The sequence below is a fragment of the Streptomyces sp. NBC_00075 genome (assembly GCF_045041225.1).
GTDB classification, from domain to species: Bacteria; Actinomycetota; Actinomycetes; order Streptomycetales; family Streptomycetaceae; genus Streptomyces; species Streptomyces adonidis.
Window position 1 is genome coordinate 2,292,023 of record NZ_CP108243.1, and the last position, 24,186, is coordinate 2,316,208.

At 71.7% G+C, this 24,186-nt stretch carries 22 protein-coding genes; 16 read left to right on the top strand and 6 right to left on the bottom strand.

Annotated features, from left to right (window positions below; all coding sequences use genetic code 11):
- Positions 1-73 precede the first annotated feature (73 nt).
- Positions 74-2,371: a tetratricopeptide repeat protein gene (locus OG787_RS09790; RefSeq protein WP_405534933.1), complete on the bottom strand. Its 2,298-nt coding sequence runs from the start codon at positions 2,369-2,371 to the stop codon at positions 74-76.
- Positions 2,368-4,041, bottom strand: a complete 1,674-nt coding sequence (locus OG787_RS09795; protein WP_405534934.1) for a trypsin-like serine peptidase — start codon at positions 4,039-4,041, stop codon at positions 2,368-2,370. Before OG787_RS09795 ends, OG787_RS09790 begins: the two co-directional genes overlap by 4 nt.
- Before the next feature lie 107 nt (positions 4,042-4,148).
- On the opposite strand from OG787_RS09795, the gene OG787_RS09800 reads away from it, so the two are divergent.
- Complete coding sequence (locus tag OG787_RS09800; RefSeq protein ID WP_405534935.1) at positions 4,149-4,472, top strand: trypco2 family protein; 324 nt, start codon at positions 4,149-4,151, stop codon at positions 4,470-4,472.
- Between the two features lie 16 nt (positions 4,473-4,488).
- On the opposite strand, the gene msrB is transcribed toward OG787_RS09800, so the two are convergent.
- From msrB to OG787_RS09820, 4 genes are all read right to left on the bottom strand, one after another.
- Positions 4,489-4,896, bottom strand: a complete 408-nt coding sequence (gene msrB, locus OG787_RS09805) for a peptide-methionine (R)-S-oxide reductase MsrB (RefSeq protein WP_369029540.1) — start codon at positions 4,894-4,896, stop codon at positions 4,489-4,491.
- Between the two features lie 37 nt (positions 4,897-4,933).
- Positions 4,934-6,322, bottom strand: a complete 1,389-nt coding sequence (gene murC, locus OG787_RS09810; protein ID WP_405534936.1) for a UDP-N-acetylmuramate--L-alanine ligase — start codon at positions 6,320-6,322, stop codon at positions 4,934-4,936.
- Between the two features lie 123 nt (positions 6,323-6,445).
- Positions 6,446-6,919 (bottom strand): indole-3-glycerol phosphate synthase, encoded by a 474-nt coding sequence (locus OG787_RS09815; protein ID WP_369029538.1) that lies wholly within the window; start codon positions 6,917-6,919, stop codon positions 6,446-6,448.
- Positions 6,920-7,076: 157 nt separating this feature from the next.
- Positions 7,077-7,913 (bottom strand): pyrimidine reductase family protein, encoded by an 837-nt coding sequence (locus OG787_RS09820; RefSeq protein WP_405534937.1) that lies wholly within the window; start codon positions 7,911-7,913, stop codon positions 7,077-7,079.
- Between the two features lie 37 nt (positions 7,914-7,950).
- On the opposite strand from OG787_RS09820, the gene zapE reads away from it, so the two are divergent.
- The 15 genes from zapE to OG787_RS09895 all read left to right on the top strand — a co-directional run bounded on the left by zapE (position 7,951) and on the right by OG787_RS09895 (position 24,065).
- On the top strand, positions 7,951-9,060 hold the full coding sequence (zapE, locus tag OG787_RS09825) for a cell division protein ZapE (RefSeq protein WP_369029536.1): 1,110 nt from the start codon (positions 7,951-7,953) through the stop codon (positions 9,058-9,060).
- Positions 9,061-9,235: 175 nt separating this feature from the next.
- The gene (locus OG787_RS09830; RefSeq protein ID WP_405534939.1) at positions 9,236-9,634 is read left to right on the top strand and encodes a hypothetical protein; all 399 of its coding nucleotides are present in this window, start codon (positions 9,236-9,238) and stop codon (positions 9,632-9,634) included.
- Between the two features lie 77 nt (positions 9,635-9,711).
- Positions 9,712-10,302: a carbonic anhydrase gene (locus OG787_RS09835; RefSeq protein ID WP_369029534.1), complete on the top strand. Its 591-nt coding sequence runs from the start codon at positions 9,712-9,714 to the stop codon at positions 10,300-10,302.
- An 8-nt stretch (positions 10,303-10,310) separates the two neighbouring features.
- Positions 10,311-11,780, top strand: coding sequence for a SulP family inorganic anion transporter (locus OG787_RS09840; protein WP_405534941.1), 1,470 nt, complete (start codon positions 10,311-10,313; stop codon positions 11,778-11,780).
- Between the two features lie 122 nt (positions 11,781-11,902).
- The gene (locus OG787_RS09845) at positions 11,903-12,697 is read left to right on the top strand and encodes a slipin family protein (protein WP_405534942.1); all 795 of its coding nucleotides are present in this window, start codon (positions 11,903-11,905) and stop codon (positions 12,695-12,697) included.
- Between the two features lie 90 nt (positions 12,698-12,787).
- Positions 12,788-14,263, top strand: a complete 1,476-nt coding sequence (locus OG787_RS09850; protein WP_405534944.1) for an alkaline phosphatase PhoX — start codon at positions 12,788-12,790, stop codon at positions 14,261-14,263.
- A 223-nt stretch (positions 14,264-14,486) separates the two neighbouring features.
- Positions 14,487-15,947 carry a serine/threonine-protein kinase gene (locus tag OG787_RS09855; protein ID WP_405534945.1) on the top strand — a complete coding sequence of 487 codons (1,461 nt, stop codon included), beginning with the start codon at positions 14,487-14,489 and terminating at the stop codon, positions 15,945-15,947.
- A 72-nt stretch (positions 15,948-16,019) separates the two neighbouring features.
- The gene (locus OG787_RS09860) at positions 16,020-16,907 is read left to right on the top strand and encodes a PPK2 family polyphosphate kinase (protein WP_369029530.1); all 888 of its coding nucleotides are present in this window, start codon (positions 16,020-16,022) and stop codon (positions 16,905-16,907) included.
- 117 nt (positions 16,908-17,024) lie between these two features.
- Positions 17,025-17,861, top strand: coding sequence for a polysaccharide deacetylase family protein (locus tag OG787_RS09865; RefSeq protein ID WP_369029529.1), 837 nt, complete (start codon positions 17,025-17,027; stop codon positions 17,859-17,861).
- Positions 17,862-17,968: 107 nt separating this feature from the next.
- Positions 17,969-18,709 carry a peptidyl-tRNA hydrolase gene (locus tag OG787_RS09870; protein WP_369029528.1) on the top strand — a complete coding sequence of 247 codons (741 nt, stop codon included), beginning with the start codon at positions 17,969-17,971 and terminating at the stop codon, positions 18,707-18,709.
- Between the two features lie 85 nt (positions 18,710-18,794).
- Complete coding sequence (locus OG787_RS09875) at positions 18,795-19,403, top strand: DUF4142 domain-containing protein (RefSeq protein WP_369029527.1); 609 nt, start codon at positions 18,795-18,797, stop codon at positions 19,401-19,403.
- 120 nt (positions 19,404-19,523) lie between these two features.
- Positions 19,524-20,330, top strand: a complete 807-nt coding sequence (locus OG787_RS09880; protein WP_369029526.1) for a DUF4142 domain-containing protein — start codon at positions 19,524-19,526, stop codon at positions 20,328-20,330.
- A gap of 108 nt (positions 20,331-20,438) precedes the next feature.
- Positions 20,439-22,061, top strand: coding sequence for a DUF692 domain-containing protein (locus OG787_RS09885; protein WP_405534946.1), 1,623 nt, complete (start codon positions 20,439-20,441; stop codon positions 22,059-22,061).
- A 251-nt stretch (positions 22,062-22,312) separates the two neighbouring features.
- Positions 22,313-23,152 (top strand): DUF4142 domain-containing protein, encoded by an 840-nt coding sequence (locus tag OG787_RS09890; RefSeq protein WP_405534947.1) that lies wholly within the window; start codon positions 22,313-22,315, stop codon positions 23,150-23,152.
- A 94-nt stretch (positions 23,153-23,246) separates the two neighbouring features.
- Positions 23,247-24,065, top strand: coding sequence for a TIGR04222 domain-containing membrane protein (locus OG787_RS09895; RefSeq protein ID WP_369029523.1), 819 nt, complete (start codon positions 23,247-23,249; stop codon positions 24,063-24,065).
- Positions 24,066-24,186: the final 121 nt, after the last annotated feature.

Genomic DNA, 24,186 nt, shown 5'->3' on the forward strand with positions numbered 1-24,186 from the left:
GTCCGTGTCCACCGTGTCCGTGCTCCTCGCCCTCGTCTGCTGACCCCGGGCCCGTCGGCGGGCCCCGCCCCCCTCATGCCGTACGCCGCCACCCCCGAAGCAGGTCCCGGAGACCGACGGTCTCGGGGAGGACCGCGTACGCCCGGTCCAGCAGGTCACCGCGTTCGCCGGCGCTTCCCGCCTGGTCCGCGAGTCTCTTCAGCGACCGGGACAGCAGTTCGCCCAGCGCCCTCGGTGTGTCCGCCGGTCCGAACAACTCCCCGGCGGGGAAGTCCGGTCCCCATCCGCCGGGAGGGCGGGAGGTGACGGCGTGTTCCCGGGCCTCGGCGACCAGCCGGTCCCAGGCTCCGCTGCCGTCGAGGTGCAGTGCGGTCGGCGCTCTCCTGAGCCCTTGCATCCGCTCGGCGGCCTCGACGAGGTGGGCCGTGGTGGGCCCGGCGCCGGGCAGCCGGCCGGTGAGGACCCGGATCGCGGCGACGCGCGCGGCGTCGTAGTGCCGTGAGGTCGTCGGTACCTCGTCGAGCACCTGGACGGCCGCCCGCCGGTCGCCCCGGCGCAGCCGGCTCCGGGCGAGCCCGAAGGCCGCGCTGCCCTGGGTCCGGTCCCGCCGCCAGACGGCCTCGTAGTACTCCTCGGTCTGCCGCTGCCCGGCGGCGAGGTGTTCCGCGCAGTGGCCGAGGGCCAGCTTCGGCGCGGACTCGCCCGGCAGGGCGTCGTAGGCGGCCGTGAACTCGCCCTCCGCCTTCCGCACTTGACCTCGCGTCAGGTGGAGCAGGCCCTGGTGCCAGAAGATCCGCCAGTCGTACTCGCGGCTCAGCCGACGGGCCTTCTCCGCCCACCGGTCGGCCTTGTCCGCTTCCCCGGCGTCCAGGTAGGCGCGGCACAGCCACAGCGCGGTCTCCACCGTGTACAGCGCCGAGCCCTGCTCCGCCTGCGCCGCGATGCGCTCCGGGTTGTCGGCGGCGAGCCCACCGAGCAGTACGGCGGCGGCGTCCCGGGGGTCGGGGATCGGGACGGGCAGTGCCCGGGCCGCGGCCCGGGGTTCCGGCGCTCCGACGGGCAGCTCCGGGACGTCGGCGCCGGGGCGCCGGGTCCAGTGGTCGAGGGGCGGCGCCGTGCCGAGGGCCGAGCCGAACAGCGCGGCCGTCGGCTCGAAGCGGGTGGACCGCTCCGGGTACGGCTCGTGCCCGCTCAGGGCCTGGTGCTCCCTGAGCACCTCCCAGAGCTGGCGGGACATCTCGGCCGCCGAGGTGAAGCGGGCGGCGGGCTCCGGGTGGGTGGCGCGTCGGAACAGCGCGTCGAAGGAGCGGGCGGCGAGTCCGGCGGCCGGGGTGGCCCGTGCGGCGAGGGACTTCAGGGTCCGGCCGACGGTGTAGAGGTCGGTGTCGACCTGGAAGCCGCGCTCGTCGCGTTCCGTCTTCGGCGGTGCGTAGTCCGGGGTGTAGACGAGGCTGGAGGAGCGGTCGTCGATCCGGCGGATGGCGCCGAGATCGATGACCTTGATCTCGCGCCCGTAGTGGATGACGTTGTCGGGCTTCATGTCGCAGTACAGGAGGCCCTGGTCGTGCAGGTACTCCAGGGCGCCGAGGATCTTGCAGCCGTAGGTGAGCACATGGCCGAACTCGAACGATCCGCCGAAGAGCCGCGCCAGTTCCTCGTCCGGGGCGTGCCGGATCCAGGCGAGGGAACGGCCGCCGACGTACTCCATCACGATGTATCCGGTGGCTTCCGCCTCGCCGGGCGCCTGGTGGTGCACGTACGTGACGATGCGGACGATGTCCCGGTGGTGGAGCGTGGTGAGGGAGCGGCGCTCCTCGACGGCCGCCCGACGGGCGACGGCGTCCCCGGTGTTGATCAGCCCTTTGAGGACGACCAGATGGTCCGGCACCCGCGTGTCCTCCGCGAGGTGGACCCAGCCGAGGCCGCCCACCGCGAGATAGCCGAGCACCCGGTAGTGGCCGCCGACCCGGTCGCCCGGGCGCAGTCTCGGCAGGAAGGAGTACGGGTGGCCGCACTCCGGGCAGTAGCCGTGGTCGGGTGGCGGGCCGCCGTCGTAGTCGACCCCGATGGTGCCGACGCAGTTGTCGACACCGCAGCGCCGGCCCCCGGTGGGCGGACGGGCGGTGGTGGCGGCGGCCTCCGCCGGCTCCGGCGAGGGGATGTGCGGCAGGACCAGCAGACCGTCGCGGTCCAGCGCGCGGGCTGTCGGCGCGGGCGGCGAGGGCTCGACCGGACCTGCGGCGGACCGGTCGTCCCCCGGCCCCCGTACCGGGGCGGGTGGCAGCCGGAGGCAGGTGCCGCAGAAGCCCGTCTCCCTGATGTGGCCGCCCCGGCAGTCGGTCCTGGGGCACGGCTGGGGTGCCGATGTCATGGCGAGACGGCACCGTCCTCGTCCGGGTCCGCCCTGTATCCGCGCTCGACACTCAGCACATAGGCGTTCACCGCGTCCTCGAGCGCCTGTACGTCGCAGGGTCTGGCCCGCAGCAGTTCGTGGGCGCGGAGATAGAGCGCGTCCACGGCCAGGTCCTCCTCGCCCCGGGTGGCCTGCTGGTGCAGCACGTGGTACCCCTGCAACCGGCCGCCCAGCATGTCCCGCCGGGCACAGAGCCGTTCGAGGGCTCCGATGGTCGTGACCAGCCCGGATGTCGCCCGGTCGACGAACCGCTCGTACCGCGCCAGGTCCGGACCCCGGCGCGCCTCACCCGCGCCGCCGGCCGCCCGGGTCAGGTCCGCGAGCGCGGCATGGGCGCTGATCAGGTCCGATTCGGCGCGGCGGGTGTCGTCGGCCTGTACGACGGCCATGCGCCCGTACATCGCCGTGGCCAGCGGGCCGGTGGTCTCCTCCAGGCGGGCGACGAGACGGGCCCGGCGCCGCTGCGCGGGCTCGGCGACCAGCTGGTACCGGGCGCGGCGATGGGCGGCGCCCGCGGTGCGGAAGACCAGGAGCAGGCGGCTGCCCTCGGCCCGGAGCATCTCCAGGAGGTCCAGGAGCGCGAGCGGGTCGACCGCCTCGTCGACACCGACGACGACCAGGGTGAGGGTGACCCGCGCGGCCCTGATCCGGTCGACCAGCGGGGCGTCCGGGTGCTGCCACAGGCCCGTGCGCTCGGCGATCCGCTCCTCGATCTCGGCGGAGGTCAGCCCGCCCGCGTCCACGGCCAGGTCGTGGCCGCCGGCCGAGGGAACGGTGCCCGGCGGGTCGTGCGAGGCACGGTCGACGGATGCCGAGGTGCGTAACTCCCGGTCGGCCAGGGTGATGGCGCGGCGCAGCGTGGCCGCCCGTACGGCGTCGGTGTCGCGGACGAGGCTGATCTTCACCTGCTGCCCGTCGTCCCGGAGCCAGTCGGCGAGGCGCTGCGCGAACGGTCCGTCGAGCAGGGCTTCCGAGGCGTCGTCCCTCGTGGATCTGAGTCTGTCGTCGACCGCGGTCCGACCCGAGGTCCACCGGGCGATCCGCGGGAGGTGCCGGACGATGGTCTCGGCCGGGGTCATGAAGGAGAACAGGTTTCCGTGGCGGTCCTGGAGCCCACTGAGGACCATCCCGATGACCTCGCCGGTACGGGTGTCCACGACTCCGGAGCCGCTACAGCCGGGGCTGGCCAGCTCACCACGGCTCGTCGGGCTCAGCTGCACCTGACCGTCGCGCCCGCAACCGCCGACGACGGTGGCCCGGAACCAGATGCCGCCGTTGTGGTCGTACGGGAAGCCGTACATCCGTACGGCGCGGTTGGGTGCGGAGAGCCGGTGGAGCCGCGTCGTGTCTCCCTCGGGCCTGGGGTGTTCCAGCCTCAGCAGGGCGACATCGCCGCTGGGATCGCCGTCGGCGTCCCGGGTCTCCGGCACATACGCGTCCCCGTCCACCCATGCCGCCACCGAGGGCACCACATGGCCGGGCGCCCCGACGAACTCGGCGGTGACCTCGGCTCCCCGCTCCAGCACGTGGGCGCAGGTGAGGACTTGATCGGGGCTCAGCAGAATGCCGGCGCCCGCGATCTCCCCGTTCGCCCGCCGGATGCGCACCGCCCAGGGCGGCGTCCCCAAGGACGAATTGGTATGGATACCCCCGTCAGCAGCCACACCGTCACTATACGGTGGCGGTTGCGCATAATGGTGCGCAAACGGAGTAACAGGCTTTGGGGAGGTACGAGTTGCCGGACGCACCGGGGTTCGTGGGGCTGGCGGAGGTGATCCGCCAGGTGCGGGGCGAACTGGAGGAGGCCCGGGAGGAGGCCCAGGGAAGGGCGTTGGGCTTCACCGTGGAGAACGTGAATCTGACGTTCTCGGTGCAGGTGCACCGCTCCGGCACGGGCCGCGGCGGAGTTCGGATCGGCGTGGTCACGGCCGAACTCGGCGGCACGGTGGACCGACAGACGACGCATCAGGTGCAGGTCGACCTGAAACCGGACGTGGGCGGCGAGCGGGTGCGGGTGGGCCGGGGCGGCGGGGCACTCCCGCCGCCCGGCGAACGATGAACGATGAACGAAGCTGTCAGCCGGCGTCGGGCGTCAGCCGCAACGAGATGCTGTTGATGCAGTACCGCTGATCGGTCGGGGTCGGATACCCCTCACCCTCGAACACATGCCCGAGATGCGATCCGCACCGCGCACACCGCACCTCGGTCCGCACCATCCCGTGGGACCGGTCGGCGATCAGTTCGACCGCGTCGGTGTCCTTCGGGTCGAAGAAGCTCGGCCAGCCGCAGTGCGACTCGAACTTCGTGTCCGAGGTGAAGAGTTCGGCGCCACAGGCCCGGCAGGAGTAGACGCCCTTCGTCTTGGTGTCCGTGTACTCACCGACGAAGGCGGGCTCCGTGCCGGCCTGACGCAGGACCGTGTACTCGGCCGGCGTCAGCTCCGCGCGCCACTGCTCGTCCGGCTTGTCGACGTCGTACGACATGAAGCTCAGCCCCTCACTACGAGTGTGACCGCGAACGTCAGTGCGCCAGGCGGTCCAGGATCCGCGGGCCCAGGTCGGTCACGTCACCCGCGCCCATGGTGAGAACGAGATCACCGGGCTTCGCCATTCCCGCGACGACCTCGGGGACCTCCGCCTTGTCGGAGACGGCCGTCACATCGGCGCCCGCGGCGCGCGCGGCGTCGATGATCAGCGTGCTGGTGACACCCGGGATCGGGTCCTCGCGGGCCGGGTAGATGTCGAGGACGACCGAGGCGTCCGCGAGCGCCAGCGACTCGCCCATCTCCTTGCCCAGCTCCTGGGTACGGGAGAAGAGGTGCGGCTGGAAGACCACCAGGATGCGCGCGTCACCGACCGCCGCCCGCATCGCCTCCAGGTCCGCCGTCATCTCGGTCGGGTGGTGGGCGTACGAGTCGATGACCTGGACACCGGCCGCCTCGCCCTTCAGCTGGAGCCGCCGCTTCACGCCCGTGTACGCCGCCAGCGCGGGCGCCAGCTCACGGGCGGGCACGCCCAGCGCGACGCCCGCGGCCAGCGCGGCGACCGCGTTGTGCGCGTAGTGCCGCCCGGGCACGGAAACCGTGAAGGTGAGCGGAGCCCCGTCCAGCTCGACGGTGACCTCGCTCTTGAGCCCTTGGGCGACGACGGACAGCACCCGCACATCGGCGTCGGCGGACTCCCCGTACGACACCACGCGCACGGAGTCGGGCAGCCGCCGCGTCAGCTCGCGGGCGCCGTCATGATCGGCGGAGATCACGAGCGTCCCACCGGCCACGATCTTCTTCGCGAACGTCTCGAAGGACTCGTAGATCTCGTCCATGGAGGCGTAGTTGGCGTGGTGGTCGAGTTCGACGTTGAGGACGATCGCGACCTCGGGCGCGTACTTGTGGAAGCTGCGGTCCGATTCGTCCGCCTCGGCCACGAAGATCTCGCCGTCGCCGTGCAGGGCGTTCGAGCCGGGCGCGTCCAGGTCGCCGCCGATCGCGTACGAGGGGTTCAGCCCCAGCTCGCTCAGCGACACCGCCAGCATCGACGTCGTGGTCGTCTTGCCGTGCGTACCCGCGACGGCGATCGGCCGCAGCCCGTCCATCAGCCGGGCGAGCGCGTCCGACCGGTGAACCACCGGAATCCCCAGCTCGGCCGCCCGCGCCAGCTCCGGATTGTCGGCCCGAATGGCAGAGGAGACGACGACACAGCTGGCGTCGTCGGCCAGATGCCCGGCGGCATGCCCGATGTGCACGACCACCCCGAGCGCCCGCAGCGCCGCAGCGGTCTCCGACTCCTTGGCATCACTCCCGGCCACAGCAGCCCCACGCTGAGCCAGAATCTTCGCGATCCCAGACATCCCGGCCCCACCAATGCCGATGAAGTGCGGTCGTTCCATGGCGACAGGAAGGCCGGATGCCATGTGCATATCTCCCAGGTGCGGTACGACGACGGACCCCCACCCTATTAGCAGGAGCCGAGCGGACACCTACCTAGGGGCGCGGGGAACTGCGCGACCAGCCCCCACCGGCCAGCAGCCAGAAAACTACGCCTTACTGTGCGAGAACAGCTTCAAAACCGGCACCCCCACCTTGTGCCGAGCCCGAGAAGCCCAGTCCCGATGAAAGAACTCCTCCACGTAATGAGGATCGGTCAGCACGATCACCTCATCCGCCTCCACCTCGTCCACCAACCCCCGAAGCGCATCAAGCGGATGGTCCTCGACAATCCGCCCCTCCGCCTCGTTACCAGACCCCCGCAGCGCCGCCAGCGACACCTCCAACGCCTGCTCCCCCAACGCCGCCGCGTCCTTCCCCTCCGGCGTCTCCCGTTCGTGCGCCGCCTCGTCCAGCTCGCCGAGGGCGATGTCGTCGATGGCGCGCAGCAGCCGGTCGGCCTGGTCGCCACGGGGCTGGAGCAGTACGTGGAAGGCGACGTCCTCGTCGCCGTGCAAGGTGGTGACGAACTCCACGTCGGCGGACGTCAGGGCCTTCTCGATCATCAGTACGCTTGTGAACACGACAGGCGCCCTTCTCCTCCGTGGGCCGTCCGTAGGCCCCTGCGGAAACCATCCTGCCCCGTGATCGCACGGGGGCTGCGAGTTTTAGTGTGCCCAGCGAAAGACAAACGGAACGGCAGATTCCACATCGTGTCTGGTCATGCGGGACCCCCGCACCTCATGGGCGGCAGTACCGACTGAACAGGAAGCCCTCCTCCTCCAGCAAGGACACCAGTTCGAAGCGCCGGGGAACAGCCAGCGAGGGCCCGCCCGAGATCCGCTGGGCGTCCCCCACGGCGAGCATCGGGGAGATCGTCAGGCACAGCTCGTCGAGCACACCGGCCGCCACCAGCTGCCCCAGCAGCCTCGGTCCGCCCTCGGCCAGCAGCCGGGTGTGCCCGAGGCCGGCGAGGGCCTGTACGGCACGTGCCGGGTCCACACCCATGCCGTCACCGGCGACGACCACCCGGGCGCCCGCCTTCTCGGCCGCGGCGACCCGGTCGGGGGCGGCAGCGGCGCCCGTGAGGACCAGGGTGGGCACCAGGGGCGAGGTGAACAGGGGGAGCGAGAAGTCCAGGTCCAGACTCGCGCTGACGATCGCGACAGCCGCCGCCTCCGCCTGTCCGGCCGCCTCCCTGGCCTCGGCGAACTCGGCACGCGCGCGTACCGGCCGATAACCCTCCTGGCGTACCGTTTCCGCACCGACGAGCACGATGTCCGCCAGCGCCCTCAGGGTGCCGAAGATCCGCATGTCGGAGGCGGAGGAGATGGGCTGGGAACGGCCGTCGTGCTGGGCGGCACCGTCGAGCGTGGACACCATGTTGGCCCGTAGCCAGGTTCCCGGGCCCCCGTTCGCCCGCTCGGGGTAGGCGTAGGCGGCGCCCAGCTCCGCCGGGCTCCACTCACGGTCGACCGCCCCACCACCCCCGGGCGAACCACCGGCACCACCGGCGTCCACGGCCCCTCCCGAGGCCCCGGCCACTGTCTCTTCGGTCACAGGGAACAGGCGTCGCATGCCAGGCAGTCTGGCATGCGGCTTAGCATGGTGAACCGTGCCTACCACCCCAGCCACCCCCGGATTCGGCCCGATAGCCGACGCGGCCGCCCCGCTGTCCCTGTGCGTGCGTGAGCCGCATGTTCCCGCGGACCGGCTGGTCGCCGAGATGGTGCCGCCGCCCCGGTTCGACTCGGTGCGCTTCGGTACGTACATCCCGGACCCGAACCAGCCCAGCCAGACCGAGGCCGTGCGCGTCCTCGACGGCTTCGCCGGCGGGCTCGGCGGGGCGCACGCCCTGGGGGGCGGCAAGCGGGGGTTCTTCGGGTTCGGGAAGGCCAAGGCGCCCAAGGTGCCGGCCGGGCCCCGCGGGGTCTACCTCGACGGCGGTTACGGCGTCGGCAAGACCCACCTCCTCGCCTCCCTCTGGCACGCCACCCCGGCCGAACCCGCGCTCAAGGCCTTCGGCACCTTCGTGGAGCTGACGAACCTCGTCGGCGCCCTCGGGTTCCAGAAGACCGTGCAGACACTCAGCGGCCACCGGCTGCTCTGCATCGACGAGTTCGAGCTGGACGACCCGGGCGACACCGTCCTCGTGTCGACCCTGCTCGGCAAGCTCGTCGACGCGGGCGTCGCGCTCGCCGCCACCTCGAACACCCTGCCGGGCAAGCTCGGCGAGGGCCGGTTCGCGTCGGCCGACTTCCTGCGCGAGATCCAGGGCCTGTCCGCCCACTTCCGCGCCCTGCGTATCGACGGCGAGGACTACCGCCACCGGGGGCTGCCCCAGGCTCCGGCGCCGTACTCCGAGGAGCAGGTGACCAAGGCGGCGTACGCCACCGAGGGCGCGTCGCTCGACGACTTCCCGCACCTCCTCGACCACCTCGCCCGAGTGCACCCCAGTCGGTACGGCGCCCTCACGGACGACCTGAAGGCCGTGTGCCTCACCGACGTACGGCCGGTTCCCGACCAGTCGACGGCGCTGCGGCTCGTGGTGCTCGCCGACCGGCTGTACGACCGTGAGGTCCCGGTGCTCGCCTCCGGCATGCCCTTCGACCAGCTGTTCAGCGAGGAGATGCTGAACGGCGGCTACCGCAAGAAGTACTTCCGTGCGATCTCCCGCCTGACCGCTCTGGCCCGCGACGCCAAGGGCCTCGTGGAGCCGTCGTAGACCCTTGCGTCAAGGGTCAGTTCGCGTCATCCCACCCGCGCTTTTCAGGCTCTCTTCAGCCTGAAACGCTAAGTTAACCCTGCAAACAACTTCGCAGGGTTAACGTGTTTCTTGACCTTCGGTTGACCAGCCGTTGACGTACGCGAGGGACCGCGAAACATCTGAAGGGGGGCGCATGTTCCGAGGTACCACCGTCCGGACCGTGATTTCGCTCCTCACCGCCGCACTGCTGGCCCTCCAACTCTTCACTCCCACCGCTTCCTTCGCATCCGCGCACACGGCCCGTCACGCCGAGGCCAAGACCGAGACCAGAAACAAACCCAGGGCGGAAGCCCTGCGCGATGAGTATGTTACCTGCGGTAACGACGGCCGTCCCCACGACCCCGCCTGGCCCCTGCGCATCCGCGACCGACATCGAATCGTCGATACGGGCCCCGAGGCCCCCGGCCGCCCGGCCCTCGTGGCGGATCCCGCACCCCCGCACGAACCGCGGACACCGGTCACCCCCCGCCACCAAGCGCCCAGATCACTGACGGCGCACACCCCGGCCGGACTTCAGGTGTTCCGCTGCTGATGACGGCGGAGACATCCCCCCACGCTCTGTCATGTACGTCCGACGCGCCATCGAGGCGCGCCAGGAGGAGTCACCACATGCAGCCCCTCATCGACAACGCCCGCACCTTCGGTCAGCGCCCTGAGGAGTTCGCCAAGCTCGCCGAAGGCCAGTCCCCCCAGGTCCTGTTCATCACCTGCTCCGATTCCAGGGTCGTCCCGGCCCTGATCACAGGTGCCAGGCCGGGCGAACTCTTCGAGCTGCGCACCGCCGGCAACATCGTCCCCCCGTACGCCTCCGGCCGCCCCACCGGCGAGGCGGCCACGATCGAGTACGCCGTGGAGGTCCTCGGCGTCAGCGACATCGTGGTCTGCGGCCACTCGCACTGCGGTGCCGTCGGCGCCCTGGTGCGCGGCGACGACCTCACCGCCGTACCCGCCGTACGCGACTGGCTCGCGCACGCCGCCGACGAACCCGGCACCACGACCGCGTCCGACACCGACGACCCGACGGTCGCCGCGGGCGTCCAGAACCACGTCCTGGCCCAGCTGCTGCGGCTGCGCTCCTACCCCTGCGTGGAGCAACGTCTGGCGAAGGGTCAGCTACGCCTGCGCGGCTGGTACTACGAGGTCCACACCGGGTCCGTACGCGAACACCGGGCCGCCACCGACGCGTTCGAAGCGCTGTGAGGGCCGCCATGAACGTGCTCGCCAGGGTCCCTCATCTGCGGCAGGACTTCGCCGCCTCGCTCGTCGTGTTCCTGGTCGCCCTGCCACTGTGCGTGGGCGTCGCCGTCGCCTCCGGTGTACCGGCCGAACTCGGCCTGGTCACCGGCATCGTGGGCGGCATCGTCACCGGACTCCTGCCGGGCAGCAGCCTCCAGGTCTCCGGGCCGGCCGCCGGTCTCACCGTGCTCGTCTTCGAGGCCGTACGGGAGCACGGTCTGCCCGCCCTCGGGGTGATCGTGCTCGCCGCCGGCCTGCTCCAGCTCGCGATGGGCGCCCTGAAGCTGGGGCGCTGGTTCCGGGCGATATCCGTGTCCGTCGTCGAGGGCATGCTGGCCGGGATCGGCCTCGTGATCATCGCCGGGCAGCTGTACGCGGCGGCCGGGCTGAAGGCGCCCGCCGCCGGGCTCGACAAGATCGTCGGGCTGCCCGAGGCCGCCGCGAAGGCCGTGGGGAGCACCAGCGCGCTGGCCTCGCTGGCCGTCGGCGCGGGCACGGTGGCCGTGATCGTGCTGTGGCAGCGGCTGCCCAGGAAGGTGCGGGCGGTGCCGGGCGCGCTCGCGGCGGTGGTCCTGGCGACCGTCGTCACCCTCGTCCTCGACCTGCCGGTGGCGACCGTCGAGGTGAAGGGCCTGCTGGACGCCGTCCAGCTGCCCGGCCTCGGCGCCTTCGGCGAACTGGCGAGCCCGAGCGTGCTCGGCACGGTCGTTGCGTTCACCCTGATCGCGTCCGCCGAGAGCCTGTTCAGCGCCGCCGCGGTGGACCGGCTGCACGACGGTCCGCGCACCCAGTACGACAAGGAGCTGATGGCGCAGGGCGCGGGCAACACCGTGTGCGGCCTGCTGGGCGCGCTGCCGATGACCGCGGTGATCGTGCGCAGCTCGGCGAACCTCCAGGCGGGCGCGCGGACGAAGGCGTCCCGCGTGATGCACGGCGTATGGCTGCTGCTGTTCGCGGCGCTGCTGCCCGGCGCGCTGGCGCTGATCCCGCTGCCCGCGCTGGCCGGCATCCTCGTGCACGCGGGCTGGAAGCTGATCCCGCTGCGCGGCGTCGTCTCGCTCTGGCGCGAGCACCGCGGTGAGGCGCTGATACTCGTCGTCACGGCCGTGGCGATCGTGTCCGTGAACATGTTCGAGGGCGTGCTGATCGGGCTCGCCCTGTCGGTGGGCAAGACCGCCTGGGAGGCCTCGCATCTCAAGCTGGAGGTCGTGGACAAGGGCGCCGGGCCCGTCCAGGCGTATCTGTCCGGCAACGCGACCTTCCTGCGGCTGCCGAAAATACTGGACAGTCTGGAGGCACTCCCCCAGGACCGGCCCATCGAGCTGGACCTGTCGGGCCTGCACCACCTGGACCACGCCTGCCGCACGGCCCTGGAGAGCTGGGCGGAGCGGCACAGCGCGGCCGGGACGGAACCGGTCAGGATGATGACGCCGACGCCGTAGCCTCCACGGCCTTCGCACACGAGGTCGCCCGGTCCGGGGCTCGCCCAGAGCCCCGGACCGGGCATATCGTTTATTAAGGGTGCCGATCGGCACGTACGGGACGGCTGCGAGGGGTCGTCATCATGCTTGAGGAATTGCTGGCCGCGGCCATCGCCGCCGGAGCCGCCGGGCTCGTCTACGTCGGGGCGGCGGCACGGGTCGTCAAGCAGTACGAACGCGGGGTCGTCTTCCGGCTCGGCCGGCTCGCCGGGGACGTACGGGCGCCCGGTTTCACGATGGTGGTCCCGCTCGTGGACCGGCTGCACAAGGTCAACATGCAGATCGTCACGCTGCCGGTGCCGGCCCAGGAGGGCATCACCCGGGACAACGTGACCGTTCGGGTGGACGCGGTCGTCTACTTCAAGGTGATCGACGCGGCAAGCGCGCTCGTCCAGGTCGAGGACTACCGCTTCGCGGTCTCCCAGATGGCGCAGACGTCACTGCGGTCGATCATCGGCAAGAGCGACCTGGACGATCTCCTGTCCAACCGGGAGAAGCTCAACCAGGGCCTGGAGCTGATGATCGACAGTCCGGCGATGGGCTGGGGTGTGCAGATCGACCGGGTCGAGATCAAGGACGTGTCCCTGCCGGAGACGATGAAGCGCTCGATGGCCCGGCAGGCCGAGGCGGACCGCGAACGCCGGGCCCGGATCATCAACGCGGACGCCGAGCTACAGGCCTCGAAGAAGCTGGCGGAGGCCGCCGGGGTGATGTCCGAGCAGCCCGCCGCGCTCCAACTCCGGCTGCTCCAGACCGTGGTGGCGGTCGCGGCCGAGAAGAACTCGACACTCGTCCTGCCGTTCCCGGTGGAACTGCTCCGCTTCCTGGAACGGGCGCAGCAGTCCCAGCAGCCGCCTCCAGGCGGGTCATCGGGGTGAGGCACGCTACGCGCGTGGTTCCCGAGGTCCGTACGGCGTGATACACACAGCAAGGTCACAGTCCTGTCCGCCAGCAGGAAGGTTGCCCGCATGTCCGCATTCGGCACGCCCGAACTCGACGACACCTCAACAGTCGTCGGCACCAAGGCAGTTGACGGCCCCCCGGCTGTCGCCTCCCCCGCCTCCCGACGCCAGGTCCTCGCCCGCACCGGCGCCCTGGGTGTCGGCATCGCCTTCACCGGAGCCCTCTCCGAACTCTTCGCCGGCACGGCCGCCGCGCAGGGCGTCGGCCACTCCGGCTACGGCCCCCTGGTCCCCGACCCGAAGGGCCTGCTCGACCTGCCGAAAGGTTTCCGCCATCGGGTTCTGTCCCGGGAGGGCGACCCCCTGCGCTCCGGCGAGGGCCCGGTGCCCTCCAACCACGACGGCATGGCAGCCTTCGCGGGCCGCCACGGCCGCGTCCACCTCGTCCGCAACCACGAGAACCGCGTCACCGGCAGAATCCCGGTCCCGACCGTCAAGGGCCTCACCTACGACCCGATGGGCAAGGGCGGCTGTACGTCCCTCACCCTCGACCGGGACGGGGACGTGCTCTCGGAGCGGGTCGCCATCGCCGGTACGGCCGTCAACTGCGCGGGCGGGCCCACTCCTTGGGGCACCTGGCTGACCTGCGAGGAGACCGAGGACAAGGCCGGCACCAACGGCTACACGAAGGACCACGGCTTCATCTTCGAGGTCGACGGGGCCGACCCGCACCGCACGGGCGCCGTCCCGCTCACCGCGATGGGCCGCTTCCAGCACGAGGCGATCGCCGTCGACCCGAGGAACGGCATCGTCTACGAGACGGAGGACGCCTTCCTGCGCCCCTTCGGCCTCTTCTACCGCTTCCTGCCCAAGAGGCCGCTGGGCGGGGTGGGTTCGCTGCGCGCGGGCGGCCGGCTCCAGGCGATGCGGGTACCGGGCGTACCCGACCTCTCCTCGATCCAGGAGCCGGGCGCCTCCTTCGACGGCGTCGAGTGGGTGGACGTACCGGACCCGCTGGCCGCCCAGACCCCCATCCGCCTCCAGGACTTCGGGACGAAGGGCATCACGCACGCGCAGAAGCTGGAGGGCTGCTACTGGGGCGGGCGGTGCGTCTACTTCGTGTCGTCGTTCGCCCACGCGAGCGAGGGCTCGGCGGCCACCCACTTCGGCCAGGTCTGGCGCTACGACCCCGCCGCGCGCCGCCTCACCCTCGTCATCCTCTTCGGCCCGGACACGGACGTCCAACTCCCGGGCGAATCACCGGACAACATCTGTCTCGCCCCGAGCGGCGGCCTGATGGTGTGCGAGGACGGGGAGGGCGCACAGCACGTGTACGGCGTGACGCGCAGGGGCGAGGTGTACGCGATGGCCCGCAACGCCCAGGCGATCACATCAGCCGCTACCGCGGCGGGCGGCACCGAAAGCGCCCCCGAGTGGGGCGAGTTCGCGGGCGTCACCTTCTCTCCCGACGGCCGGACGATGTACGTCAACTGCTACACGCCCGGCACGACGTTCGCGGTGACGGGCCCGTGGAAGCGATGACGGGCGCCCTCTGAGCGGACAAGGCGGGCAGGCCCCGGGCCTGCCCGCCGGATCGGGTCCGGAGGAAGGCGACGGCGCCGCATCAGCCCACGTGAGCGGGGCTTGATGCGTGCAGCCGCACCGGCGGAGGAGGGCGTCGACGCGCGGGGGTCCCCGCGCTGGGGGGCGTGCCAAGCCCCGCGTCTCCAGCGTGATCCACCGGGCAGGCCCTAGCCTGTCCGCCATGAGCGCATCGGGGGACGTGGTCGACGGCCGGTTCGAGCTGCTGGAGCGGCTCGGGAGCGGTGGGATGGGCACGGTGTGGCGGGCCCGGGACGCCGTACTGCACCGCGAGGTCGCGCTGAAGGCGGTACGGCCCGACGCGGCGGCGACCGACGCCGTACGGGAGCGGGTACTGCGTGAGGCGCGGGCGCTGGCCCGGCTCAGCCACCCCAACGTGGTGACGGTCCATCAGATCATCGACGACGGCCCGCATCCCTGGATCGTCATGGAGCTGGTGCCCGGCGTCTCGCTCGACAAGCGCCTGGAATCGGGCCCGTTGACGCCCGTGGAGGCGGCGCGGATCGGCGGCCAGGTACTGGACGCGCTGCGCGCGGCACACGCGGCGGGCGTGCAGCACCGGGACGTGAAGCCGGCGAACATCCTCCTGCGGCCCGACGGCAGCGCGGTCCTCACCGACTTCGGGATCGCCGCACTCCAGGGCGCGACGGCCCTGACGATGACCGGCGAACTCGTCGGCTCCCCCGAGTACATCGCCCCGGAACGCATCCGCGGTCCCTCCGACGACCCGGCCGCCGACCTGTGGTCCCTGGGGGTCGTGCTGTACGTGTGCGTGGAGGGCGTGAGCCCGCTGCGCCGCGAGACCACGCTCGCGACACTGGCCGCGGTCCTGGAGTCCGAGGTACCGCCGCCGTCCCGCTCCGGGGCGCTGACGCCCGTGATCGAAGCGCTGCTGGTACGGGATCCGGCGGGCCGGCCGGACGCGGGCCGACTGGCGGCGATGCTGCGGGACGTGACGGCCGGCAGGTCGGCGCAGCGGACGGTGACGGCGCCCCAACCCGTGGGCCACGTCCCGGAGTTCGGCGCGACACCGCCCCACTCCGCACACCCGGCGACCGTCGCGGAACAGCGGGGGACGCGCTCTCGCCCCCGGCCCACGTCATCGCCGTACCGCCGCAAGCGGGTCATGTCCACCGCACTCGCGCTCCTCGCCGCCGCCTCCGCGGTGTTCCTCACCCTGCGCGTCCTCGACGGGAACGGGACGGACGGGGCCCCGGGCCCGACAGCCGGTACGAGTACCTCACCCACCCCGTCGGCGACGACCCCCAGCCCCTCGACCACCCCGTCCGCCGTGGGCGCGCGCTGGATCGCCCAGCTCCACTCCGAGCCGGTCGGCTCCGGGACCGCCGCCCGGGAAGCCCTGCTCGCCACGGTCAGGGAGTCCGTGCCGGAGGCGGTGTTCCTGCGCAGCGACGACTACGCGTCCCTGCGCCCGGGCTACTGGGTGATCTACGCGCCGGGCCCGTTCGCCGACGGCCGTGCCGCGCTGGCCTTCTGCGCGGAACGCGGCCGCACGACCCCGAACACCTGTCTGGGCCGCTACCTGAGCACCAGTGCCGCCGACTTCGCCCTCCAGTGCCGCCCACCGGCCACGAGCCCCAGCGGGCGCTGTACACGTCGCTAGGGCCTGTCCGGCGGCTGGCGCACCCCGCTCCCGTGCCGGAGGATCGAAGGACCGGACCGGAAGAGGTGCCCCATGGCCGAGAAGGGCTCGAAACAGGACTCCGGGAGGCGTGCCGAGAATGCCGAGGGCACACTGGGTGAGCTGCTGCGCGTCCCCGGCGGAGAACCCGTGGACCTCGGCGCGTACGACGCCAGGGCCACCCCGGGCGGCCCCGCCGACAAGGTGGCGGGCCTCGCCGCCACCGCCCTGCTGGGCGAGCGGCTCGCGGTCCTCCAGGAGCGGCTGTGGGCGGCGGGCTCGACCGGGGACCGGCGGCGGCTGCTGCTCGTCCTCCAGGGCATGGACACCAGCGGCAAGGGCGGCACGGTCAAGCACGTCATCGGCCTGTTCAACCCGTCGGGCTGCCGGATCAGTGCGTTCAAGGCACCCACCCACGAGGAACTGGGCCACTCCTTCCTCTGGCGCATCAAACGGGCCCTCCCCCAGCCCGGTGAGATCGGCATCTTCGACCGCTCGCACTACGAGGACGTCCTGATCGCCCGCGTCCGCGAACTCGTCTCCCGGGCCCAGCTCACCGCCCGCTACAGCCAGATCAACGGCTTCGAGAAGTCCCTCGCCGAGGATGGCGTGACCGTCGTGAAGTGCCTCCTGCACATCTCGTACGACGAACAGCGCCGCCGTCTCCTCGAACGCCTCGACAACCCCGACAGGCACTGGAAGTTCAACGTCGGCGACATCGAGGAGCGCGCACTGTGGCCCGCGTACCAGGAGGCGTACGAGATCGCCCTGGAGCGGTGCTCGACCGGCGCGCCCTGGTACCTGATCCCGGCGGACCGCAAGTGGTACCGCAACTGGGCGATCAGCCGGCTGCTCCTTGAGCACCTGGAGGCGCTGGACCCGCAGTACCCGAAGGCGGACTTCGACGTGGCGGAGGCCAGGGCGCGGCTGCTCGCCACGTAGGGGGCTGTGGGCTGCGGGGCGGCGGGGGTACGGGTTCACCGGCCGGGCGGGTGACATCCGCGGGCCTTGCCCTCGCGGCGGGCTGCCGGACAACCCCGATATTTCTACCTTCGTACGATGATCACTCTCGTACGAAGAGTCGCCACCGGCTGTGTCCTGGGCGCCGCGCTCGCCGCCCTGGCCGCCTGTGGCACGGCCCCCGTCCCGCAGCGGCCTCCGGTGTCCCCCTCCCCCGTCCCCTCACGCCCGCCCACCCTCGCCCCCGGACCCGGCGGTCTGACCCCCGTCTTCCGGAACGGTCCGCGCGGCCCGGAGAAGACCGTCGCCCTCACCTTCGACGCCGACATGACCGCCGGGCAGGGCGACCGGGCGGCGCGGGGCGAGCGCTTCGACAATCCCCGGCTGATCGCCACGCTGCGGGCGCTGAAGGTGCCGGCGACCGTGTTCATGACGGGACGGTGGGCCGAGGAGTACGCGGTCCAGGCCCGTTCCATCGGGCGGGACCCCTTGTTCGAGGTCGCCAACCACTCGTACAGCCACTACGCCTTCACCGAGGACTGCTACGGGCTGCCGACCGTCGCCGGCTCGGAGGCACGGATGCGGGGCGACGTCGAGCGGGCCTTCGCCTCGTTCCGGGACGTCGGGGTGCGCGGGGTCATGCCCTACTTCCGCTTCCCGGGCGGGTGTTATGACCGGCGTGCGCTGCGGGCGCTGAGTGGGGCCGGGGTCACGGCGGTGCAGTGGGACGTGGTCAGTGGGGATGCGTTCGCCACGGACGCCGATGCCGTGGCCCGGCAGGTGCTGGACGGGGTGAGGGCGGGGTCGGTCGTCGTCATGCACTGCACGCGCAGTGCGGCGCCGGTGACCGAGCGGGCGTTGCGCGTGATCGTGGCTGTGTTGCGTGAGCGGGGGTTTCGGTTCGTGAAGGTGTCGGAGCTCATTGGGGCGCGATGAGTGGGGGGCCTTGTGTCGTGGGGCGGCCGCGGGCAGTTCGTGGCTGGTCGCGCCCACGCGGCGGAGCCGCATATCGAACACAGGCCCGCGCCTCTAGGGTGGATGTCGTGAGCCATGATCAGAATGCGCCCGGCGACAGTCCCTTTCGGTCGGAGCGGTCCCCGCGGGACGAGGCGCCGCAGTTCGTCCTGCCTCTCGTCGCGCGGATCGAGAAGGCATCGCCGCCTGGTCGTACCGATGCGTTGGAGACTGCCGCTCGGGCCGTTCTCGTGATTCTCGGGGATGAGCGGTCCGTCGGGGACGGTGAGTGGGCTCAGGTCATGCGGGACTGGCAGGACGCTCGGATTCGTAAGGTCGTGCGGCGGGCGCGGGGGGCCGAGTGGCGGCGGGCCGAGGCGTTGGCCGGGATCACGGTCAGTGGGAAGTCGGCCGAGGTGCGGGTCTTTCCGCCTGTGCCCTTGGACGGGTGGCCCAAGGATCTGGCCCGACTTCAGGTCTCCGGTACCGAACTGGAGGACCCGGAGCCGCCATTGGATCCGGACCCTGCGGTGCCCGTTCTCTGGCTGAACCCCGAGTTGGACATGTCGGCGGGCAAGGCGATGGCCCAGACAGGGCACGGGGCTCAACTGGCGTGGTGGGAGCTGTCGGACGAGGCCCGGGTGGTCTGGCGCGACGCGGGTTATCCGCTCGCCGTGCGCACTGCGGAGCCGGACCGTTGGCGTGAACTCACTTCCGGTGGACTGCCGTTGGTCCGTGACGCCGGTTTCACGGAGATCGCGCCCGGTTCGGCGACGGTTGTCGCGGACCACCGTCCCCTGGGACGCACAGGGTTCAAACATCTTCGTTGAACATCACCGGGTCCCCGGCCGTACCTTCTGTCGCTGGCCAAGCAACATCTGCCCAACGACCAGTTGGTTTCCCCGGGAGGCTCCTTTGCCGCGCTTCAACCAATCGGCCCTCGTCATCGCGGCCCTGACGACCACCATCGCCGCGCTCGCGTTCCCTGTGTGGTCCTACACCGACCGGTCCGGCACCGGAGTGTCCAACACGGCCGCCGGCACGGTGAACACCCAGTGGGGGCCGCTGACCGCCTCGGACCGCAGCCTGATCGTGCGCGTCCGGCTGGCCGGGCTGTGGGAAGCGCCCGCCGGGGAGAAGGCGATGGCCAAGTCCAGCAGCGCCACCGTCAAGGAGGCGGCCGACCACCTGCTGGTGGGCCACGGCGACCTGGACGAGCGGGTGCGGAAGGTCGCCGCCCAGCTCAATGTCGAGCTGCCCAACCAGCCGAACGAGGCGCAGCAGGGCTTCCTGGCCCAGATGGACGCCGCCCAGGGCAAGGAGTTCGACCGGGTCTGGGCGAGCATCCTGCGGAAGGCACACGGCACGATCTTCCCGGACGTCGCGACGATCCGGAACCAGACCCAGAACTCGCTGGTGCGTCAGCTGGCAACGGACACCAACCAGACCGTGCTCGACCACATCACGATGCTGGAGAAGACCGGCGTGGTCGACTTCGACGCCATCGCCAACGGCACGATCTGACTCGTGTACACGTGACGGCGGCCCAGGCCCGCTCGATGTCCTGACCGCTTCTCACGTACGTCCCCCACCAGCCACGTATCAGTCCCCAACGACCAGTTGGGTTTCCCCCGGGAGGCTCCTTTGCCCCGCTTGAACGGCACGTTCCTCGTCGGCCTCGCCATCGCAGGCACCGTCGGCGCGCTCGCGTACCCCGTGTTCTACTCGTACCCGCACCGCAACGACGCCACGACGGCCGCCGCGGTCACCGGAACCGGAGACACGGTGAACACCCAGTGGGGGCCGCTGACCCCCTTGGACCGCGAGCTCATCGTGCGCGTCCGGCTGGCCGGGCTGTGGGAACTGCCTGCGGGACAGCAGGCGATGCAGAAGTCCAGCAATCCCGCCGTCAGGGAGGCGGCCCAGCACCTGATCACGGGCCACAACGACCTCGACAAGCGGGCGCGGAGCGCTTCCCAGCAGCTCGGTGTCCCGATCCCCAACCAGCCGAACGAACAGCAGCAGGGCTTCCTGGACCAGATGACGGCGGCCTCGGCCGCGGACTACGACAAGGTCTGGGCGAACCTCCTGCGGCAGGCACACGGCAACATCCTCCCGGTCGTCGCGACGGTGCGGAACCAGACCCGCAACACTCTCGTGCGTCAACTGGCCTCGGACACCAACCAGACGGTGCTCGACCACATCACGATCCTGGAGAAGACCGGCCAGATCGACTTCCAGAAGATCGCCGAGAAGGCCGCCGGGCCCAGCGCCAGCCCGACCGGTCCGCCGCCGCCGTCCCCCGGAGTGGTGCCGCCCGTGGCACCCGCGGTGGAGCCGACCGGCGACCCCGTGGTGTCCTCGAAGCCGTCGCCGACGACACCCGGCACGATCAACACCAACCGGCCGGAGGCACCGGATCCCAACGCGGTCGCCACCCAGACCCCGTAAGCGGACGGAAGCTCAAATGTTGCTCTGAAGGTCCCCCGGGAGGGGTTCGATCCCGGGGGCCGGGGCCATCACTCCGTGGACCGAGAAGGTCGTAGAAAGGGACGGACGATGAAGCGACTGGAGCAACTGGGGCACCTGGGTACGGGCATCGGCTGGCGGCCGGAGATCGCGGACGCCGTGGAGGCCATGGCGGGCATCGACTGGGTCGAGGCCGTGGCCGAGAACCTCTGCCCCGGGCATCTCCCCGAGTCGCTGCTGCGGCTGCGCGAGCGCGGCGTGACGGTCGTCCCGCACGGTGTCTCCCTGGGCCTGGGCGGCGCGGACCGCCCCGCCGAGGACCGGCTCACCGCGCTCGCCGAACGCGCCGAGGCACTGCACTCCCCCCTCGTCACCGAGCACATCGCGTTCGTCCGCGCGGGCGGCGCGCTGACCGCCTCCCCCCTCCTGGAGGCCGGCCACCTGCTGCCCGTCCCCCGCACCCGGGACGCGCTCGACGTGCTGTGCGAGAACGTCCGTATCGCCCAGTCGGCGCTACCGGTACCCCTGGCGGTCGAGAACATCGCCGCGCTGATCGCCTGGCCGGGTGAGGAACTGACCGAGGGCCAGTTCCTGTACGAACTGGCCGACCGAACAGGCGTAAGCCTCCTCATCGACGTCGCCAACCTGCACACGAACCACGTCAACCGGGGCGAGGACCCGACGAAGGCCCTGGCCGAGCTTCCGGTGGAGGCCATCGCGTACGTCCATGTAGCGGGCGGCTTCGAACGGGACGGCGTCTGGCACGACAGCCACGCCCACCCGATCCCGGACACAGTCCTAGACATCCTCACGAACCTCGCCTCCCGCGTAACCCCACCCGGCGTCCTCCTGGAACGGGACGACAACTTCCCCGAGGCGGAGGAGCTGGAGCGCGAGCTGGGGGCAATCCGGGGAGCCCTGGCACGGGCCACGTCCACGCAGGCACGGGCATCGGAGACGGCCGAACCGGAAGCATCCGCCGGCGGGGCGCGGGGTAGGGCGACGGCCACGACGAAGGCCCCGGCCGCATCGCAGACGGCGGCCGCATCGCAGGCACCGACCAGCCAGGCGCGGGCTTCAGCGGCAGCCCAGCCGGAAGCCCCGACCGCGCCGAAGACCGCCGCGTCGAAGGCGCCGGCCGCAGCGCAGGCCCCAGCTCGCGAGGCGCAGGCTTCAGTGCCAGTCCCGCCGGAAGCCTCGGCCGCCTCGAAGGCGCCGCTCGCGTCACGGGCGTCGGTCGGTGAGGTGACCGACAGCCACGACTTCGGCCCCGGCGACAGCTTCGCCTCCGCTCCCGAAGGCGCTCGGCAGCGGCTTGCCCTCGCGCAGGCCGCGTTGCTTTCCGCGCTTGTCGCGGGGACTCCCGTGCCGGAGGGGTTCGATCGGGTGCGGCTCGGGGTGCAGTCGCGAGCGCTCGGGGCGAAGCGGGCCGATGTCGTGGCGAAGGTCGCGCCGGAGTTGCCCGAGATCCTTGGGGCCGGATACCGGCCGGCCTTCCTCGCGTACGCGCACGGGCACCCCATGGCCGACGGCTACCGGCACGACGCGCTGGACTTCGCCGCGCATCTGCTGCTCGGCGGACAGCCCGAGGACGCGGAAGCCCGGCGGCGACTGCGCGAGTGGTGGCTGGACCGCTCGGGCCCGGCCCCACGCTCCCAGCGGCCGACCGCCCGGCTGGCCCGCGCCACCCGCCGGGTCCTGCTGCGCCGCTGAGCCACCCCGGCTCCGATCGCCGCGAACTGTGCGGGGGTTAACAGCGCGGTACACACATCTCGCCCACGAGGCAGACTTGTTGGCGTTTCGGGCGGTATGCGCGAGGCGTACGCTCCCCCATCCGTCGTCCGCCCCCTCCCCTCAGCCGTCCCTCCTCGTACGGCAGTTGGCGTAGCGCCCCGCAGTAAGATGCGAACTTCGTGTCCGAAGCGCATTAGCGTGCGGTGCCGCAACAGGAGGCAGAAGGCACCATGCGATCCATCCAACGTTCCGGGCTGGGCGGCACCGGGCTCATCATCGCGGGACTGGCGGCGACCCTCGTCGCACTGATCTTCCCGGTCTGGTCGTACACGGACCGCTCCGGGACCGGCGCGGCCGTGCTCAACGCGCAGAGCGTGTCGACGCGGTTCGGTCCGCTGTCGGCGCTCGACCGCGAGTTCCTCACCAAGGTCCGGCTGGCCGGGCTGTGGGAACTGCCCGCCGGTCAGCAGGCCCAGGAACGCGGCACGACCGAGGCCGTACGGACCGCGGGCCTGCATCTGATCGAGGGGCACACGTTCCTCGACGCCCGGGTCCGGGACGTGGCGTCGCGGCTCGGGCTCGAACTGCCCAACCAGCCCAGCGAGCAGCAGCGCGGCTGGCTCGGCATCATGAACGCGTCCCACGGCGAGGACTTCGACCGTGAGTTCGCCAACCTGCTGCGGATGGCGCACGGCAAGGTGTTCTCCGTCGTCGCGCAGGTCCGCGCGAGCACCCGCAACTCCCTGGTCCGCGCCCTCGCCGACGACGCGAACACGACCGTGCTGGACCACATCAAGGTCCTGGAGGCCACGGGGTACGTCGACTTCGACGCCCTGGCCACCGACATGGCCGCCGCGAGCACCCCGCCGCTCACCAACTCCCCGGCCCCGCCCGGCCCGACGGCCGATCCCGCGTCGGCCGTCCCGGTGACACCCTCGCCGGCCTCGACCTACCCGCTGCCGCCGCCCGCGACCAGCCCGCCGCCGGAAGTCGGCGAGGTCGTGGAGTTCACCGAGCCCACAGAGCCCGCAGAGGCTGTTGAGCCCTCGGAACCTTCCGAGGAACCCTGATCCGGCCACCGCCCATACGTCACGTACCGGCCATACCTCGTCCATATCCTGAAAGCCCATGGCGTTCCGGGACCCCTTCGCATAGAACAACGGCATGTTCTGGTCCTTCCTCCTGCTGCTGGCCTGGATCGCCGCCGGTACGGCGTGCACCCGGCTCTGTCTGGCCGCCGTGCACGCGGCCGCCGTCGATCCGGACGCGGGCCCCGGCGGACGCGGGCGTGACCTGACGCTGTACGAGGCCGCGTTCCTGTCCGGCGGACCGGCCCGGGTCGCCGATCTCACGCTGGTGTCGATGGCCCGTCAGAGACGGCTGCTGCTCGCCCACACCGGCTGGGCGACCGTCGTGGACCCGAGCGGACGCGACGAGATGGAACGGTCGGTGATAGGCGCCATCGGACCGGAGGGCCAGTCCCGTATCGCTCCGGTGCGCACGGCCGCCGCCGCCACCGAGGCCGTACGGGGGCTCGCGGACCGGCTCGTCGCGGCGGGCCTTGCCGTGCCCGACGGGGCCAGGCGCGGGATCGCGTTCGCGGTCCGCCAGGTGCAGGCCGCCGCGCTGGCCGTCGTCGCGCTGGGCACGGTGGCGCTGCTGCTGCCGGGGCGGGACACCGTGCCGCGCGACCTGGTCGCCCTCTGGTTCGCGCTGCCCCTCGTCCTCACCCTGAGCTGCCTCGCGATCGCCCGGATCGAGGTCCACCCGTACTCGCGCTGGGCGTCACCGGCCGGACAGCGCCTGCTCACCGGCCTGTCCCGGCGCACCAGGACCGCCGGCCACCGCGGCGCGGGCGACGACCGGACGTACCTCACCTCCGTCGCCGTACTCGGGGTCCGCGCGGTCGGCGAGCCCGATCTGCGCGCGGCCTTCGCGCACCGGGAACCGCAGGACACCACCCTGCGCGAACGCCTGCGCTGACCGGCTTCCCCGCTGGCCCCGGCGCCCCGGGAGTGTTCGGGGGCGCATAGGAGTGCTCGCGGCGACACCGGGCGGGCGGTGCTTGCCTTCGCCCACCCCCGCCCGAAACATCCCTTCTGTT

Bases quoted from the DNA above. Each gene is read 5' to 3' on its own strand.
- OG787_RS09850 (WP_405534944.1), top strand. From the start codon at position 12,788: ATGTCCGCATTCGGCACGCCCGAACTCGACGACACCTCAACAGTCGTC.
- OG787_RS09890 (WP_405534947.1), top strand. From the start codon at position 22,313: ATGCGATCCATCCAACGTTCCGGGCTGGGCGGCACCGGGCTCATCATC.
- OG787_RS09885 (WP_405534946.1), top strand. From the start codon at position 20,439: ATGAAGCGACTGGAGCAACTGGGGCACCTGGGTACGGGCATCGGCTGG.
- OG787_RS09865 (WP_369029529.1), top strand. From the start codon at position 17,025: ATGATCACTCTCGTACGAAGAGTCGCCACCGGCTGTGTCCTGGGCGCC.
- murC (WP_405534936.1), bottom strand. From the start codon at position 6,322: ATGGCATCCGGCCTTCCTGTCGCCATGGAACGACCGCACTTCATCGGC.
- OG787_RS09820 (WP_405534937.1), bottom strand. From the start codon at position 7,913: ATGCGACGCCTGTTCCCTGTGACCGAAGAGACAGTGGCCGGGGCCTCG.
- msrB (WP_369029540.1), bottom strand. From the start codon at position 4,896: ATGTCGTACGACGTCGACAAGCCGGACGAGCAGTGGCGCGCGGAGCTG.
- OG787_RS09895 (WP_369029523.1), top strand. From the start codon at position 23,247: ATGTTCTGGTCCTTCCTCCTGCTGCTGGCCTGGATCGCCGCCGGTACG.
- OG787_RS09790 (WP_405534933.1), bottom strand. From the start codon at position 2,371: ATGACATCGGCACCCCAGCCGTGCCCCAGGACCGACTGCCGGGGCGGC.
- OG787_RS09830 (WP_405534939.1), top strand. From the start codon at position 9,236: ATGTTCCGAGGTACCACCGTCCGGACCGTGATTTCGCTCCTCACCGCC.
- OG787_RS09835 (WP_369029534.1), top strand. From the start codon at position 9,712: ATGCAGCCCCTCATCGACAACGCCCGCACCTTCGGTCAGCGCCCTGAG.
- OG787_RS09860 (WP_369029530.1), top strand. From the start codon at position 16,020: ATGGCCGAGAAGGGCTCGAAACAGGACTCCGGGAGGCGTGCCGAGAAT.
- OG787_RS09840 (WP_405534941.1), top strand. From the start codon at position 10,311: ATGAACGTGCTCGCCAGGGTCCCTCATCTGCGGCAGGACTTCGCCGCC.
- OG787_RS09855 (WP_405534945.1), top strand. From the start codon at position 14,487: ATGAGCGCATCGGGGGACGTGGTCGACGGCCGGTTCGAGCTGCTGGAG.
- OG787_RS09845 (WP_405534942.1), top strand. From the start codon at position 11,903: ATGCTTGAGGAATTGCTGGCCGCGGCCATCGCCGCCGGAGCCGCCGGG.